At 55.2% G+C, this 13924-nt stretch carries 15 protein-coding genes and 1 tRNA gene; 14 read left to right on the top strand and 2 right to left on the bottom strand.

Annotated elements, in window-relative coordinates:
• Positions 1–70: 70 nt before the first annotated feature.
• The 13 genes from dctP (at position 71) to AC2FJW_RS03815 (ending at position 12556) form a co-directional block, all read left to right on the top strand.
• Positions 71–1090 (top strand): TRAP transporter substrate-binding protein DctP, encoded by a 1020-nt coding sequence (gene dctP / locus AC2FJW_RS03875; RefSeq protein ID WP_271950046.1) that lies wholly within the window; start codon positions 71–73, stop codon positions 1088–1090.
• Positions 1091–1227: 137 nt separating this feature from the next.
• Complete coding sequence (locus AC2FJW_RS03870; RefSeq protein WP_282022053.1) at positions 1228–1800, top strand: TRAP transporter small permease; 573 nt, start codon at positions 1228–1230, stop codon at positions 1798–1800.
• A 2-nt stretch (positions 1801–1802) separates the two neighbouring features.
• Positions 1803–3089, top strand: a complete 1287-nt coding sequence (locus AC2FJW_RS03865; RefSeq protein WP_496749257.1) for a TRAP transporter large permease — start codon at positions 1803–1805, stop codon at positions 3087–3089.
• A 12-nt stretch (positions 3090–3101) separates the two neighbouring features.
• Positions 3102–3539 (top strand): universal stress protein, encoded by a 438-nt coding sequence (locus tag AC2FJW_RS03860; RefSeq protein ID WP_496749256.1) that lies wholly within the window; start codon positions 3102–3104, stop codon positions 3537–3539.
• Between the two features lie 8 nt (positions 3540–3547).
• Complete coding sequence (gene eutA, locus AC2FJW_RS03855) at positions 3548–4312, top strand: ectoine utilization protein EutA (RefSeq protein ID WP_496749255.1); 765 nt, start codon at positions 3548–3550, stop codon at positions 4310–4312.
• Between the two features lie 20 nt (positions 4313–4332).
• On the top strand, positions 4333–5322 hold the full coding sequence (gene eutB / locus AC2FJW_RS03850) for a hydroxyectoine utilization dehydratase EutB (protein WP_496749254.1): 990 nt from the start codon (positions 4333–4335) through the stop codon (positions 5320–5322).
• Between the two features lies 1 nt (position 5323).
• Positions 5324–6316 (top strand): ectoine utilization protein EutC, encoded by a 993-nt coding sequence (eutC, locus tag AC2FJW_RS03845; RefSeq protein ID WP_496749253.1) that lies wholly within the window; start codon positions 5324–5326, stop codon positions 6314–6316.
• A 15-nt stretch (positions 6317–6331) separates the two neighbouring features.
• Positions 6332–7519: an ectoine hydrolase DoeA gene (doeA, locus tag AC2FJW_RS03840; protein WP_496708868.1), complete on the top strand. Its 1188-nt coding sequence runs from the start codon at positions 6332–6334 to the stop codon at positions 7517–7519.
• 3 nt (positions 7520–7522) lie between these two features.
• Entirely contained in the window at positions 7523–8515 is a 993-nt protein-coding gene (gene doeB, locus AC2FJW_RS03835) for a N(2)-acetyl-L-2,4-diaminobutanoate deacetylase DoeB (protein WP_496702251.1), read from the top strand.
• A 23-nt stretch (positions 8516–8538) separates the two neighbouring features.
• The gene (locus tag AC2FJW_RS03830) at positions 8539–9021 is read left to right on the top strand and encodes an Lrp/AsnC family transcriptional regulator (protein WP_142637871.1); all 483 of its coding nucleotides are present in this window, start codon (positions 8539–8541) and stop codon (positions 9019–9021) included.
• A 112-nt stretch (positions 9022–9133) separates the two neighbouring features.
• The gene (locus tag AC2FJW_RS03825) at positions 9134–10609 is read left to right on the top strand and encodes an NAD-dependent succinate-semialdehyde dehydrogenase (RefSeq protein ID WP_496749252.1); all 1476 of its coding nucleotides are present in this window, start codon (positions 9134–9136) and stop codon (positions 10607–10609) included.
• Positions 10610–10620: 11 nt separating this feature from the next.
• The gene (locus AC2FJW_RS03820; RefSeq protein ID WP_496749251.1) at positions 10621–11994 is read left to right on the top strand and encodes an aspartate aminotransferase family protein; all 1374 of its coding nucleotides are present in this window, start codon (positions 10621–10623) and stop codon (positions 11992–11994) included.
• 184 nt (positions 11995–12178) lie between these two features.
• Positions 12179–12556, top strand: coding sequence for a hypothetical protein (locus tag AC2FJW_RS03815; protein WP_496749250.1), 378 nt, complete (start codon positions 12179–12181; stop codon positions 12554–12556).
• A gap of 4 nt (positions 12557–12560) precedes the next feature.
• Here AC2FJW_RS03815 and AC2FJW_RS03810 read toward each other — a convergent pair.
• Together AC2FJW_RS03810 and AC2FJW_RS03805 are read right to left on the bottom strand one after the other, a co-directional pair.
• Positions 12561–12636: transfer RNA gene (locus AC2FJW_RS03810), tRNA-Ala, on the bottom strand.
• Between the two features lie 141 nt (positions 12637–12777).
• Positions 12778–13104 carry a TIGR02300 family protein gene (locus tag AC2FJW_RS03805; protein WP_496693020.1) on the bottom strand — a complete coding sequence of 109 codons (327 nt, stop codon included), beginning with the start codon at positions 13102–13104 and terminating at the stop codon, positions 12778–12780.
• Between the two features lie 100 nt (positions 13105–13204).
• Here AC2FJW_RS03805 and AC2FJW_RS03800 point away from each other — a divergent pair, with 100 nt between their 5' ends.
• Positions 13205–13900: a M48 family metallopeptidase gene (locus AC2FJW_RS03800; RefSeq protein ID WP_496693976.1), complete on the top strand. Its 696-nt coding sequence runs from the start codon at positions 13205–13207 to the stop codon at positions 13898–13900.
• The last annotated feature ends 24 nt before the right edge of the window (positions 13901–13924 follow it).

The following is a 13924-nucleotide window of genomic DNA, read 5'->3' as shown; positions in this document are numbered from 1 at the left end:
GGCTCGCAGTACAATCTTCGGGATGTGGTGGAACATCACTAACAAAGAAGGTGATATCTGGGAGGATATGATGACCAAGACTGCACGTTTTGCCCTGCGCGTCTGCGCACCCCTTGCTGCTGCATTGCTAACCTCAACTGCCGCTTATGCGGACAATTGGCGCTATGCGATGGAAGAGGGGCTGACAGATCCGCAAGGCCTGTACGCCACCAAGTTCAAAGAGGAAATCGAAGCCAACTCGGATCACACAGTCCAGATTTATCCTGTGGGTACGCTTGGTGAATCGGCCGACGCCATGGAGCAGGCCCAGGCTGGATTGCTGCAGTTCATTGATCAATCTCCAGGTTTCACCGGTGCGTTGATCCCAGAGGCCGAAGCCTTTCTGGTGCCATATATCCAGCCGACGGACCCTCAAGTCGTGCGCAAGTTTTTCAAAGAAGGCGTCGCTGTGAATGAGATGTTCCACGACATCTATCGCGAACAGGGACTGGAATTGTTGTCGGTGTTCCCGGAAGGTGAAATGGTGGTCACCACAATGGAGGAATTTCGGACACCTGCCGATTTGGAAGGTATGAAAATTCGGACCATGACCTCACCATTGCTTTTGGAGACTTACACGGCCTTTGGCGCTTCCCCGATTGCAATGCCTTGGGGCGAGCTGATCGGCGGACTGAAAACTAAAATGGTTGACGGGCAAGAAAACCCGGCAATTTGGATCGAGGCCTATGATCTGGATAACCTGACTAATGTGATGACCTATACCGGACATGGTCAGTACACGACTGCTGTGATGGCAAATGCTGAGTTTTACGACGCGCTAAGCGATGCGGACAAAGAACTTGTTCAGAATGCGTCGCAAGTCGCACTCGATTATATTCTTGATGTTGCCGTCGAACTGGATGCAACCGGTCTGGCAAAAATTCAGGAGAGCAATCCGGGCTACACAATAAACCGGCTAACCGAGGAAGAGCGTGCACCCTTTAAAGAACGTGCAAAAGCGGTCGAAGCAGCCTTTGTCGAAAGAGCGGGCGAACGTGGCGCTGCCATCCTCGAGCAAATGAAGAAGGATCTAGCGGCTGCGCAGCAGTAGCGCTTTGCCACAGGCATCCATCACGTTTGCGATGTGTTCATCTGAAAAATCGGTGCAGGCCCAGAACCATAGTTCGGGCCTGCAATTTGGAAATAGTAATCGGCGATCAGCCTATATTGCGAATGTTCGGGGGGAATATGAGCGAAACGACGCAGAAAAAGTCGGGCCTTGCCGGAATTGTTGATGGCATTGACAAGGGGATCGCTGCGCTTGAGCGGGTGATCATGGCCACAGGCGTCATTCTGATGGCAGTCAACACCATCGCAAATGTCATCAGCCGGTTTGTTTTCAACCACTCCATTATATTCGCCGAAGAGTTGAACAGTATATTCATATTGTTGGTGACATTTGCTGGTATCGGCTACGCTGCGCGCCATGGTCGGCATATCCGCATGTCCGCCATCTCAGACGCGTTACCCGAACGGGTCAGAAAAATCTTGATGGTTGTAGTCACGGGAGTCACCGCTGTGCTGTTGCTGCTCTTGGCGTGGTACGCTGTGCAATACATCATCAGCATGTACGCCAAGGGGCGGGTCTATCCTGCCCTCGGATTCCCTGTTTATCTCAGCTACCTCTGGGTGCCGATTGGGCTGTTTGTCACCGGGGTTCAATACGCGCTCACTTTCATCAAAAACCTTCAGGAACCTGAAATCTATCTGTCAACTGATCTGCGAGAAGCAGATGCGCGGGAACTGGAAGTGGAGCTTTAACCATGGCACTCTTGATGTTTTCCGCAATGGTTGTCCTGCTGCTTATGGGTTTCCCGATGATGGTACCCCTCATTGCCGGCGCGTTCATCGGCGTGATCGAGTTGTTTGGCACAATCGACAAAACTGAGTTTATGATTCAGCAAATGTTGGGTGGTATCCGGCCCTCTTCATTGATCGCCGTGCCTATGTTCATTCTGGCAGCGGATATCACGACACGTGGCCAGTCCGCAGGGCGGCTGATTGATATGGTCATGGCCTTTGTTCGCCATGTTCGAGGGGGGTTGGCCGTCAGTACAGCTGCGGCTTGCGCATTGTTCGGTGCCGTGTCCGGGTCCACCCAAGCCACGGTCGTTGCGGTGGGAACGCCACTCAGGCCCCGAATGCTGAAAGGTGGCTACAAGGATTCTTTCATTTTGGCCCTGATCGTCAACTCAAGTGACATCGCGTTCCTGATCCCACCCAGTATTGGGATGATCATCTACGGTGTAGTTGCCAAGGCCTCCATCCCTGAACTGTTCATCGCGGGCATCGGGCCCGGATTGTTAATCCTGTTCATGTTCTCGGTCTACAGTATGATCTACGCCAAAATAAATGACGTCCCCACTGAACCGGCCGCCACATGGTGCGAACGCGCGGCAGCGGTGAAACGGGCCTTGTGGCCGCTGGGTTTCCCGGTTCTGATCATCGGCGGCATCTTCTTCGGCGTTTTCAGCCCGACCGAAGCCGCAGCAATCAGCGTGGCCTATGCGGTGTTGCTGGAAGTCTTCATTTTCAAAACAATGAAAATCACCGGTCTATACCAGGTTGCCCTGTCAACGGGCATGGTAACGGCGGTGGTTTTTATTTTGGTGGGTGCAGGTGCTGCCTTTGCCTGGGTTCTGTCATTCGCGCAGATACCGCAACAGATATTGGGCGCTCTTGGCATTGATGAAATGGGGCAGATCGGCGTCCTATTCACAATTGCGATTGCGTTCTTCATCGGTTGTATGTTCGTGGATCCCATCGTGGTCATCTTGATCTTTGTTCCGATCTTTGCGCCCGTGGTCGAGAAAACCGGGCTGGACCCAATTCTGGTCGGCACTTTGATCACATTGCAGGCCGCCATCGGCTCGGCCACCCCGCCGTTCGGATGCGATATCTTCACGGCGGTAGCGGTGTTCAAACGTCCCTATCTGGAAGTAATCAGAGGAACGCCGCCTTTCGTGATCATGCTTTTGAGTGTCTCGGTCTTGATGATCTTCTTCCCGCAGGTGGCACTGTTTTTGCGCGACATCGCATTTAACAAATAAAAGGAGCGACAAATGTTCAAATCAATACTCGCTGCTTTTGACGGGTCTGAAGGATCAGAGGCCGCCCTTCGCAAAGCCGCTGAATTGGCTAGGTTGTGTGATGCGGAAATGTTGGTACTGACGCTCTACCGTCATCATTCGATACTGGAAAGATCGATGTATGTCATTGATGCAGAAAAGCCCGATGATATTGACGGGATCATGCGCGATCACGCAAAGATAACTGCTGAACGCGGCGCGTCCATTGCGCGCGAGGCGGGGTGCGAGAACATCCGGGCCTTTGTCAAAGGCGGGCCAACGGCGCGGACTATCGTCAGCTTTTCCAAAGAACATGAGAATGACCTGATCGTCATGGGCAGCCGGGGATTGGGATCGATTGAGGGCTATTTGCTGGGCAGCGTCTCTCACAAGGTGACCAGCCTTGCGCAATGCCCGGTTCTGGTGGTGTGAGGATGGCAATGGCTTTGGATATACAATCTTCGACCTCGTCTGTGGCTCTCGCGCTGGATGCTCGCCCTGTCACACATCGTATCGGGTTGGTCACGCTGGCCACGGATCATACGACGGAAACTGACTTCGCACGCATTCTGCAAGGGCATGATGTGGGCGTATATGTAAACCGGATCGGGTTTGAAAACCCAACCACACATGAAAGCCTTTTGAAGACAGGGCCGCTGCTGACCGATGCCGCAGCAGAGATCCTGCCTGGCGAGGCGCTAGATGTATTGGTCTATGGATGCACGGCAGCTTCGGTAGTTTTGGGGAACGACAAAGTGGCCGAGCACATGAACAGCGCAAAGCCGGGCACGCCATGCGTCACACCCAGCTCGGCAGCCTTTGATGCATTTGAGGCTTTGGGGGTAAAAAAAGTAAGCGTTCTTACGCCCTATACGCAGGATGTGACGGATTCTCTGGTCACCTATTTCTCGCAACACGGCCTCGACATGGTGAACGCTGTTTGCTTTGGATTGTCCGATGATCGCGACATGGCGCGCGTCTCAATGGACAGCGTTATCGAAGGTGGTGTTGCTGCGTGCGATCCCGATGCTGATGCGCTTTTTATTTCCTGTACGGCGGTGCGTGCCGCCCCATGTGTCGCACAATTGGAGGCCCGGCTTGGCAAACCGGTTGTTACCTCCAATCAGGCGATGGTTTGGCGCTGCATGAGGCATCTTGGGATTACTTCGGATTATCCCGCGGGCGGTATGTTGTTCAGTAAATAGGAAAAAAGTCAGGACAAGAGATGAGCTCTGAAATCACACTTCAGGATAGTTTTGCTGCGCGCGCGCGGATCGCACAGTCGATCCGGGTCACACCGACGGTGTCCTCAGACGCGCTGAGCAAAGTCACGGGCGGTGATATTCGCCTCAAGCTGGAGCAAGGCCAGATTACCGGCAGTTTCAAGCTGCGCGGGGCATCCAATGCTGTGTTGTCACTTAGCGATGCGCAGCGCGCCAAAGGTGTGGTGGGTGTATCGACGGGCAATCACGGGCGCGGTTTGGCCTATGCGGCAAAGCAGGCCGGGGTGCGGTGCATCATCTGCATGTCCGAGCTGGTTCCACAAAACAAAGTGGATGGGATCAAGGCGCAGGGCGCAGAGGTGCGCATTGTCGGGCGTTCTCAGGATGACGCACAGGTAGAAGTTGACAGGCTGGTCGCCGATGGGATGGTCATGCTTCCCCCGTTTGATCATCGCGATATCATTGCCGGGCAAAGCACCGTTGCACTGGAAATGCTGGAACAATCCCCGGATCTTGAAACGGTTCTGGTGCCGCTGTCGGGCGGCGGACTGATTTCCGGCGTCGGGATGGTGATGAAGGCGGTTAATCCGCAGGTCCGCGTTATCGGAATTTCGATGGAGCGCGGGGCGGCTATGTATGAAAGCCAGAAGGCGGGGAAACCGGTTCTGGTCGAAGAACTGTCGACACTGGCCGACTCGTTGGGCGGTGGGGTTGGATTGGACAACCAGCACACTTTTGCCATGACTCGTGCCTTTGTTGATGATCTGATTTTGGTGACCGAGACCGAGATTGCTGCTGCCATCCGCCACGCCTATTGGCAGGAACGTCAGATCATTGAAGGGTCCGGCAGTGTCGGCATTGCCGCGCTTCTGGCGGGAAAAATCAAAGACCCAGGTAGGTGCGTCGCGCTGATCTCGGGGCAAAACATCGACATGCAGCTGCATCACCGGATCATTTCCGGTGAAGATGTAGATGTGACGGCGGAGGGCTAGAATGGCGCAGATTAAAATTCTGACAGAAACCGAATTGCGCGATCTGGTGCCGCTCGATATCGATGCAGTGGACTGCATCGAACAGGGTTTTTCGACACTGGCCGGGGGCAAAGTGGTCATGCCGCCAATCATGACACTGATGGTTCCAGATCATAACGGTGAGGTATGTGTAAAGTCCGCCTATGTCCCGGGCATCGACAGCTTTGCCATGAAGATGAGTCCTGGCTTTTTCGATAATCCCAAGCTGGGCCTGCCCAGCACATCAGGCTTGATGGTGCTATTCTCAAGCACCACTGGCGTTCTGGAAGCTTTACTTCTGGATAATGGTTATCTCACGGATGTGCGCACCGCCGCTGCGGGAGCGGTATCTGCGCGCCACCTTGCGCGCGAGGACGCGACACGCGCGTGTATCATCGGTGCTGGTGTGCAGGCGAAGCTACAACTCAAGGCGCTGACCCTTGTGCGCGGAATCGAAAGCGCTGTGATCTGGGCGCGGGATGCGGCCAAGGCTGAAACCTTGGCGTCCAGCCTTCGCGAAGAACTTGGGGTCGACGTCACGGCCAGCACTGATAGGGCGGGATCCGTGTCCTCGGCAGATATCATCGTCACGACAACCCCTTCGGCGACCCCGCTGATCAAAGCGGACTGGCTGCAACCGGGGCAGCTTGTCATTGCGATGGGTTCGGATCAGGAACACAAGGTCGAGCTTGACCCGGGTTGTCTTGCCAAGGCAACGCTCTATGTGCCCGACAGCCAAGCCCAATGCGCCCTCAAAGGCGAGCTGCGCAGCGCCATTGCGGTAGGCATTTTCCCGGCTGATGGCAGGTTTGCTGAACTGGGTGATATCACCTCCGACAAGGCGCCGGGGCGACAATCCGACAGTGACATCATTATTGCTGACCTGACAGGTACGGGTGTCCAAGACACCGCCATTGCCACGCTTGCTCGCCAGCGCGCGGAAAACTCAGGCAAAGGCACCACGTTTTCAAGCTAACAACGGATTAATTCTATGCCAGAACCAAAACTCCACTTCTCACGCGATGAGTTCAGCCAGCGCATTGCAAAAACCCGCGCCGCCATGGCCGAACGTGGGCTTGACCTTCTGATCGTGACGGACCCTTCGAACATGAACTGGTTGACCGGCTATGACGGTTGGTCTTTTTACGTGCATCAATGCGTAGTGCTGAGTCTCACTGGCGAGCCGGTCTGGTACGGCCGTGGACAAGATGCCAATGGCGCGCTTCGCACCTGCTTTATGGATCCCGCCAATATAATCGGTTACCCGGACCATTATGTACAATCCACCGAACGTCACCCGATGGACTACCTGTCGGCACAGCTGGCCGATCGTAAGCTGGATAAGGGCCATATCGGCGTTGAGATGGACAACTACTGGTTCACAGCTGCGGCCTTTGCCGCGCTACAGCACCACATGCCAAATGCCAAATTTTCCGATGCGACTGCGTTGGTCAACTGGCAGCGCGCGGTAAAATCTGAAACCGAGCTGGAATACATGCGCCAAGCAGGCCGCATTGTGGGCCGTATGCATGAACGTATCTTTGAAAAGGTCGAGCCGGGCATCCGCAAATGCGATCTGGTGGCGGAAATCTATGATGCGGCCTTACGCTATGACGCACAGATCGGTGCGGGCGGAGACTATCCCGCGCTGGTGCCACTTTTGCCCTCAGGCGCGGATGCCTCAGCCCCGCATTTGACATGGGACGATCAGCCAATGAAATCCGGCGAAGGCACGTTTTTCGAGATCGCAGGTGTCGTCAAACGCTACCACTGCCCGCTGTCGCGCACGGTCTTCCTTGGAAAGCCCACGCAAACATTCCTCGACGCTGAAAAGGCTGTGCTTGAGGGCATGGAGGCCGGGCTGGAGGCTGCAAAAGAGGGCAACCTCTGCGAGGATGTCGCCAATGCCTTCTTCAGCGTGCTAAAGAAATACGGGATCACCAAAGATAACCGCACCGGTTACCCGATCGGTGTCAGCTACCCGCCTGACTGGGGCGAGCGGACCTTCTCGCTTCGCCCTGGCGACAAGACGGTTCTGCAGGAGAACATGACCCTGCACTTCATGACCGGCCTCTGGATGGAGGATTGGGGTTTTGAGATTACTGAAAGCATCCGCATCACCAGAACCGGCCATGAGTGCCTGGCCAACGTGCCCCGCAAAATGGTTGTGAAGGACTGAGTAATGACACCCAACCCAATTTCCCCGACGATCCCGCTGGATAGCGATGGTATCCACCACGGTTTCCTACGGCTGCCTTACAGCCGGGATGACAGTGCATGGGGGTCAATTATGATCCCGCTAACGGTTATCAAAAACGGAGATGGGCCTACGGCTTTGCTGACCGGCGCCAACCATGGCGATGAATATGAAGGGCCCGTGGCGTTGCAAGAACTGACGGTTACGCTAAAGCCCGAGGACATCACCGGACGCGTGATCATCGTGCCTGCCTTCAATTATCCCGCTTTTCGCGCCGGGTTACGCACGTCCCCCATCGACAAAGGCAATATGAACCGTGCCTTTCCGGGCCGGCCAGATGGCACCCCAACCGAAAAGATTGCCGACTATTTCCAGCGCGTTCTTTTGCCAATGGCCGATATTGCGGTGGATTTTCACTCGGGCGGAAAAACGCTGGATTTCGTGCCCTTCGCGGCGGCCCATATCCTTGAAGATAAAGCCAATGAAGCGGCCTGTTTCGCCGCGATGGCCGCCTTTAACGCCCCCTATTCGGTGCAGCTACTGGAGATCGACAATGTCGGAATGTACGACACCGCGGTCGAAGATATGGGTAAGGTTCTGGTTTCAACAGAATTGGGCGGTGGTGGCTCTGCCACAGCCAAGTCGATTGCTGTTGCAAAAAAGGGCCTGCGCAATGTGCTGATCCATGCAGGAATTCTGAAGGGCGAGATGCAGATTGATCCAACCGTGCGCCTGGATATGCCCGATGGTAACTGCTTCGTGTTCTCGGAAAACGATGGCCTCTACGAGCCGATGGTTGATCTTGGTGAACAGGTCAACCAAGGCGATGTTGTGGCCCGCGTTTGGCCCGTTGATCGCACCGGGATTGCCCCGATTGAATACCGTGCCAAAGTTACGGGCCTTTTGATCAGTCGCCACTTTCCCGGTCTCATCAAAGCGGGCGATTGCGCGGCGGTGATCGGGTTGAACGTTGGATAACTTTATTCCCCGGAGGTGAGACCATGCGGCTCGACGCCCGCGATCTGGATATTCTACGGGTGCTTTCAACCGACGGGCGCATCACAAAAACGGCTTTGGCCGACCGCGTTGGCCTGTCGCCCACCCCCTGCTGGGAGCGGCTGAAAAAGTTGGAAAAAGCCGGGTTGATCAAGCGATATAGAGCCGAGATCAACCTGCGCAAACTTGGGCCACATGTAACTGTTTTTGTTGCGGCCGAACTGTCCGATCATACCGCTGCCAGCTTTCAGGCTTTTGAGGCCGCAATGCAACGCTATGAAGAAGTGTTGGCCTGCTGGGCGCTTGGCGGAGGATTTGATTACATCCTGCAAATCGTGACGCGCGATATCGATGCCTATCAACGCCTGATTGATGAAATGCTCAATGCTGACATAGGTCTGGAAAAATATTTTACCTATATTGTCACCAAACCAGTGAAGGGGCAGGGCGTTCCGCCGATTTCCCTCATTGCTGGATGGCAGGAGTAACCCTCTGCCTGAGAGATGGTTGACAGCAGAATACTCTGCTTTGGACCCGAAATTTGGTCTCATCCTTTGCCTGTAATGCCCGACATTGTCGGGCATCGAGGGAGAGGTATCCATGAAAGAAACTGCACTTTCTGCGCGCGATGATATTGCTGACAAATCTTTGGCGCGCAGTTTTTCCTATGTGAATGGTAAATGGTGTGCAGCTTCGTCGGGTTACACCATCCGCGTCACCGATCCGGCAACTGGCGATGTTATCGGTGAGGCCGCCAGCCTTTCGGCAGAGGAATCCTCTGCCGCCGTGGATGCGGCACAGGCCGCCTTTCCGACCTGGTCGGGCCTCTTGCCACAAGACCGATCCGCCATTCTGCGCCGTTGGTTCGACCTGATGCTGCACCACAAAGAAGATCTGGCACGGATCATGGTACTGGAACAGGGCAAGCCCCTGTCCGAGGCGCGCGGTGAAATTGATTATGCTGCGTCTTTTGTAGAATTCTACGCCGAAGAGGCCAAGCGACCCAATATTGAAGGCGTCACTAGCCATCTGCCCGATGCCGAGGTCGAGGTTTGGCTAGAGCCGGTCGGGGTGGTGGCAATGATCACACCGTGGAATTTCCCTGCTGCCATGCTGACCCGCAAAGCAGCAGCAGCCATGGCAGTGGGATGTACGGTTGTGGCTCACCCCTCAGGTGAAACCCCGTTTTCGGCCCTCGCGTTGGCTGAACTGGCGGAAAAGGCGGGTATTCCGGCGGGCGTATTCAACGTGGTCACCGGCCAGGCCTCGACCGTGGTCGAACCTTGGACGAAAGACACCCGTGTTCGGGCACTCTCGTTCACAGGCTCCACCGAAATCGGACGGTTACTTTACCGTCAGTCCGCCGACACAGTGAAAAAACTTGTAATGGAACTAGGCGGGCATGCACCGGTGATTGTGTTCAAAGGGGCCGATCTTGAAATTGCGGTTTCTGAAACGATCAAGGCCAAATTCGCCACATCCGGGCAGGACTGTCTTGGCGCCAATCGGATATTTGTGGAGCGCTCAATTTACGACGCATTCTGCTCGCAGTTCGCCGAAGCGACCCGCAGGCTGTCCCTTGGCATCGGTATGGACGACCCCGATATCGGCCCTCTGATGAATGAAAAGGCGGTTCAAAAGCAGGAAGAACATGTCGCCGATGCGCTGGCCAAGGGGGCCAAACTGGCGTGCGGAGGTGCAAGGGATCCTCTCGGCCCGCTGTTTTATCAGCCCACGGTTCTGACCGACGTGCCCGCCGATGCCGTGCTTATGTCAGAGGAAACATTTGGCCCTGTGGCGGCCATTGCGCCCTTTGATACCGAAGAAGAGGTGATCGCCCGGGCCAATGACACCGAATACGGTCTGGTTGCGTATCTGCACAGCCATGACCCACGCCGTATTTACCGCGTATCTCGTGCATTGCAATTTGGCATGGTGGCGGTGAATCGCACCAAGGTCACCGGCGCGCCGATCCCCTTTGGCGGCACCAAACAATCCGGTCTGGGCCGTGAAGGGGCAAGACGGGGAATGGAAGAGTTTACCGAAATCAAATATGTCTGCCGCGACTGGGCATGAGGAGTGAAAAGATGCTGAAGAACGATCAACTTGACCAATGGGACCGCGAGAACTTTTTCCATCCCTCCACTCATCTGGCCCAGCACGCGCGGGGCGAAACAGCGACCCGAGTGATCAAAACCGCAAGCGGGGTCCATATCGAAGACCGTGATGGTACCAAATTGCTGGACGCCTTTGCAGGACTTTATTGCGTGAATGTGGGCTATGGCCGTCAGGAAATTGCCGAAGCGATTGCGGATCAAGCCCGCGAGTTGGCCTATTATCATTCCTACGTGGGCCACGGCACAGAAGCCTCCATCACCCTGTCCAAGATGATCCTTGATCGCGCGCCTTCGAACATGTCCAAGGTCTATTTCGGCCTGGGCGGTTCAGATGCAAATGAGACCAACGTCAAATTAATATGGTATTACAACAATATCCTGGGCCGCCCCGAAAAGAAAAAGATCATCTCGCGCTGGCGAGGGTATCATGGCTCGGGCCTTGTCACCGGGTCGCTGACTGGGCTGGAACTATTCCACAAAAAGTTCGATCTGCCGCTCACGCAGGTGGTTCATACCGAAGCGCCCTATTATTTCCGCCGCGATAATCTGGACCAAAGCGAAGCCGAATTCGTCGCGCATTGCGTTACTGAACTGGAGGCGCTGATTGAACGTGAAGGCGCTGATACAATCGCCGCGTTTATTGGCGAGCCGGTGTTGGGAACCGGTGGTATCGTGCCCCCGCCCGAAGGCTACTGGGCCGCTATCCAGACCGTATTGCGTAAGCATGACATCCTGTTGGTTGCCGATGAGGTTGTGACCGGGTTTGGCCGCCTGGGCAGCATGTTCGGGTCGGAGCATTACGGCATGGAATCCGATATCATCACCATCGCCAAAGGCCTCACCTCGGCTTACGCGCCGCTGTCAGGTTCGATTGTTTCTGAAAAAGTGTGGAAGGTGCTGGAACAGGGCACGGATGAAAACGGCGCCATCGGCCACGGTTGGACCTATTCGGCACACCCGATCGGGGCCGCGGCCGGTGTGGCAAACCTCAAACTGATTGATGATCTGAACCTGATCGAAAACGCAGGCAAAGTCGGCGCTTATCTGAAGCAGTCGATGAAGGATGCACTGTCAGCACACGCCAATGTCGGCGATGTGCGCGGCGAAGGAATGTTGTGCGCGGTCGAGTTCGTGAAGGATAAAGATAGCCGCACCTTCTTTGACTCCGCGGACAAGATCGGCCCGCAAGTCTCAGCCGCTCTTTTGGCACAGGATAAGGTCATCGCACGCGCTATGCCGCAAGGCGACATCTTGGGCTTCGCGCCACCGTTTTGCCTGAGTCGTGAAGAAGCTGATACCGTCGTCGCCGCAACTCTGCGCGCGGTTACAGCAGTATTGGGCTAGGGGATGTCTGTCTCGCCCATCCTTGGCTGAGTTGACAGCGGTAAACATTACCGCATCAAACTCTGGGGTGGGCGCAGCACTCGATTGAGACCGCTTTGATTTGGCAATATTGCCTGGATCAGGCCGCAATTCCAAGATTCCTTACTACAAGGCCCAATCCGGTCAAAGTGGCCAGGATTGAAACTTGAAACAAGCACACGTCACTATTGTCGCAATGTGCTACAGATCAGATATTATCAATCATGGGTGGAGCGGCGGAAAAGTCCGCAACGTGTGGGTTGCCATTCCCGTAGCCAGACAGACGATGAAGCAGGAAGAGCTCAAGCGGAAGTTGGAAGATTTCGAAGTTCCGCAAAGGAATTTTGAAGAGATGTTCGAACCGGTCGCCGAAATTCTGTCAAAATCTTGGAAAGTATGGAAAAAAAGCGACTATAGGGGCAAGAGAGCGCTGCTTAGAATGCTATTTGTTCAGAAGGGAAGTTACTCTTCCAAATCGGATCTTCGAACCGGTGAATTATCTTTTCCATTCAGATTCTTAAGTGACGCAAATTATCTGAATTAGGTTTTGGTGGAGCCTAGGGGAGTCGAACCCCTGACCTCTTGCATGCCATGCAAGCGCTCTCCCAACTGAGCTAAGGCCCCATACAGGTACTGCAGAAGCAGTGGGCGGACGTTTATGAGACAGTGGCGCTAAGCGCAAGTCCAAAAACAGGCGTCGCCGTTAAAATTTTGCAACCAGATTGCAAATGGCACGAGGCGGCGCGAGGCCGCCTCTAACCGTGATCAGCTATCGTCCTCTGCTGGAATGTCAGTGATGTCGTCCAGCGGAACTTCATCACTGCTGTCATCATCGTCATCCAGCAAATCATCATCCAGATCGACTTCGACTTCGTCGTCGTCATCCAGAACCAGTTCTTCCTCGGGCGCGTTTTCGCGCGCCTTGGCCGATGCGGCATCTTCTGCATCTGCTGCGATCATCCGGCTTTTGCCGGTTTCGAGTTCCACGATCTCGCCGGTATAAGGGCTAACGATCGGGTCTTTGTTCAGGTCATAAAACCGTTTACCGGTGGTCGGGCAAACGCGCTTTACACCCCATTCTTCCTTGGGCATGTCCAATCCCCTTGATATCAGGTGAGTCGTATCGACGATTCAGGTCAGGTGCCACAAGCAGCGGGCACTGTCAAAGCCTTTGAGCAGGAGAAACAGACCTATGGGAGATCACGCACTGCCAGGATCGCCTCCGGTGCCGCTGACATTGCGCAAATCGGCGCGGGCACGGCGGATCAGTCTGCGTATATCCCAGTTGGACGGGCGTGTTACACTGACCTATCCAAATGGCGTTGCTGAATCCGATGCGTTGAACTTTGCCCGCCAAAAAGAAAGCTGGATTCGGCAGCACCTGAGTGATCGGCCAGACCCCTCGGTGGTTCAATTTGGGCAGCATATTCCTGTTGAGGGCACCCAACGGCGCATTGTCCGGGCAACGGGCCGACGCGTTCTGTTGCAGGCGGACCAGATTTCAGTACCTGAAGGCGCTGAAGCGCGACGTTTGGCGCGCTTCTTGAAAGAACTGGCACGCGACCGGCTGACCGGCGCATGTGATGACTACGCAGCGATGTTGGGTAGGGCTTATGCCAGCATCTCTATTCGGGATACCCGATCGCGCTGGGGATCATGCAGTTCTGAGGGTGGGTTGATGTTTTCCTGGCGGCTGATTCTCGCTCCACCAGACGTCCTGCATTATGTTGCCGCACATGAGGTGGCGCATCTGGCCGAGATGAACCATTCCCCAGCCTTTTGGGCCCAGGTCGAACGGTTATTCGGAGATTACAAAGAACAGCGGCGCTGGCTGCGCGACAACGGGGCGCAGTTGCATCAGTACAGATTTGACGCGCCTGCGAGTTGACCTGTGCGGTGTTTGTGATCACAT

The sequence above is a fragment of the Ruegeria sp. CDSA020 genome (assembly GCF_059612345.1).
This window is presented reverse-complemented; position numbering and strand designations above follow the sequence as displayed.

What these genes read in the sequence shown, in the direction of transcription:
- AC2FJW_RS03865 (WP_496749257.1), top strand. Translation starts at nt 1,803, where the DNA reads ATGGCACTCTTGATGTTTTCCGCAATGGTTGTCCTGCTGCTTATGGGT.
- AC2FJW_RS03830 (WP_142637871.1), top strand. Translation starts at nt 8,539, where the DNA reads ATGCGGCTCGACGCCCGCGATCTGGATATTCTACGGGTGCTTTCAACC.
- AC2FJW_RS03870 (WP_282022053.1), top strand. Translation starts at nt 1,228, where the DNA reads ATGAGCGAAACGACGCAGAAAAAGTCGGGCCTTGCCGGAATTGTTGAT.
- AC2FJW_RS03800 (WP_496693976.1), top strand. Translation starts at nt 13,205, where the DNA reads ATGGGAGATCACGCACTGCCAGGATCGCCTCCGGTGCCGCTGACATTG.
- AC2FJW_RS03825 (WP_496749252.1), top strand. Translation starts at nt 9,134, where the DNA reads ATGAAAGAAACTGCACTTTCTGCGCGCGATGATATTGCTGACAAATCT.
- AC2FJW_RS03820 (WP_496749251.1), top strand. Translation starts at nt 10,621, where the DNA reads ATGCTGAAGAACGATCAACTTGACCAATGGGACCGCGAGAACTTTTTC.
- eutC (WP_496749253.1), top strand. Translation starts at nt 5,324, where the DNA reads ATGGCGCAGATTAAAATTCTGACAGAAACCGAATTGCGCGATCTGGTG.
- AC2FJW_RS03860 (WP_496749256.1), top strand. Translation starts at nt 3,102, where the DNA reads ATGTTCAAATCAATACTCGCTGCTTTTGACGGGTCTGAAGGATCAGAG.
- dctP (WP_271950046.1), top strand. Translation starts at nt 71, where the DNA reads ATGACCAAGACTGCACGTTTTGCCCTGCGCGTCTGCGCACCCCTTGCT.
- eutA (WP_496749255.1), top strand. Translation starts at nt 3,548, where the DNA reads ATGGCTTTGGATATACAATCTTCGACCTCGTCTGTGGCTCTCGCGCTG.
- doeB (WP_496702251.1), top strand. Translation starts at nt 7,523, where the DNA reads ATGACACCCAACCCAATTTCCCCGACGATCCCGCTGGATAGCGATGGT.
- eutB (WP_496749254.1), top strand. Translation starts at nt 4,333, where the DNA reads ATGAGCTCTGAAATCACACTTCAGGATAGTTTTGCTGCGCGCGCGCGG.
- AC2FJW_RS03805 (WP_496693020.1), bottom strand. Translation starts at nt 13,104, where the DNA reads ATGCCCAAGGAAGAATGGGGTGTAAAGCGCGTTTGCCCGACCACCGGT.
- doeA (WP_496708868.1), top strand. Translation starts at nt 6,332, where the DNA reads ATGCCAGAACCAAAACTCCACTTCTCACGCGATGAGTTCAGCCAGCGC.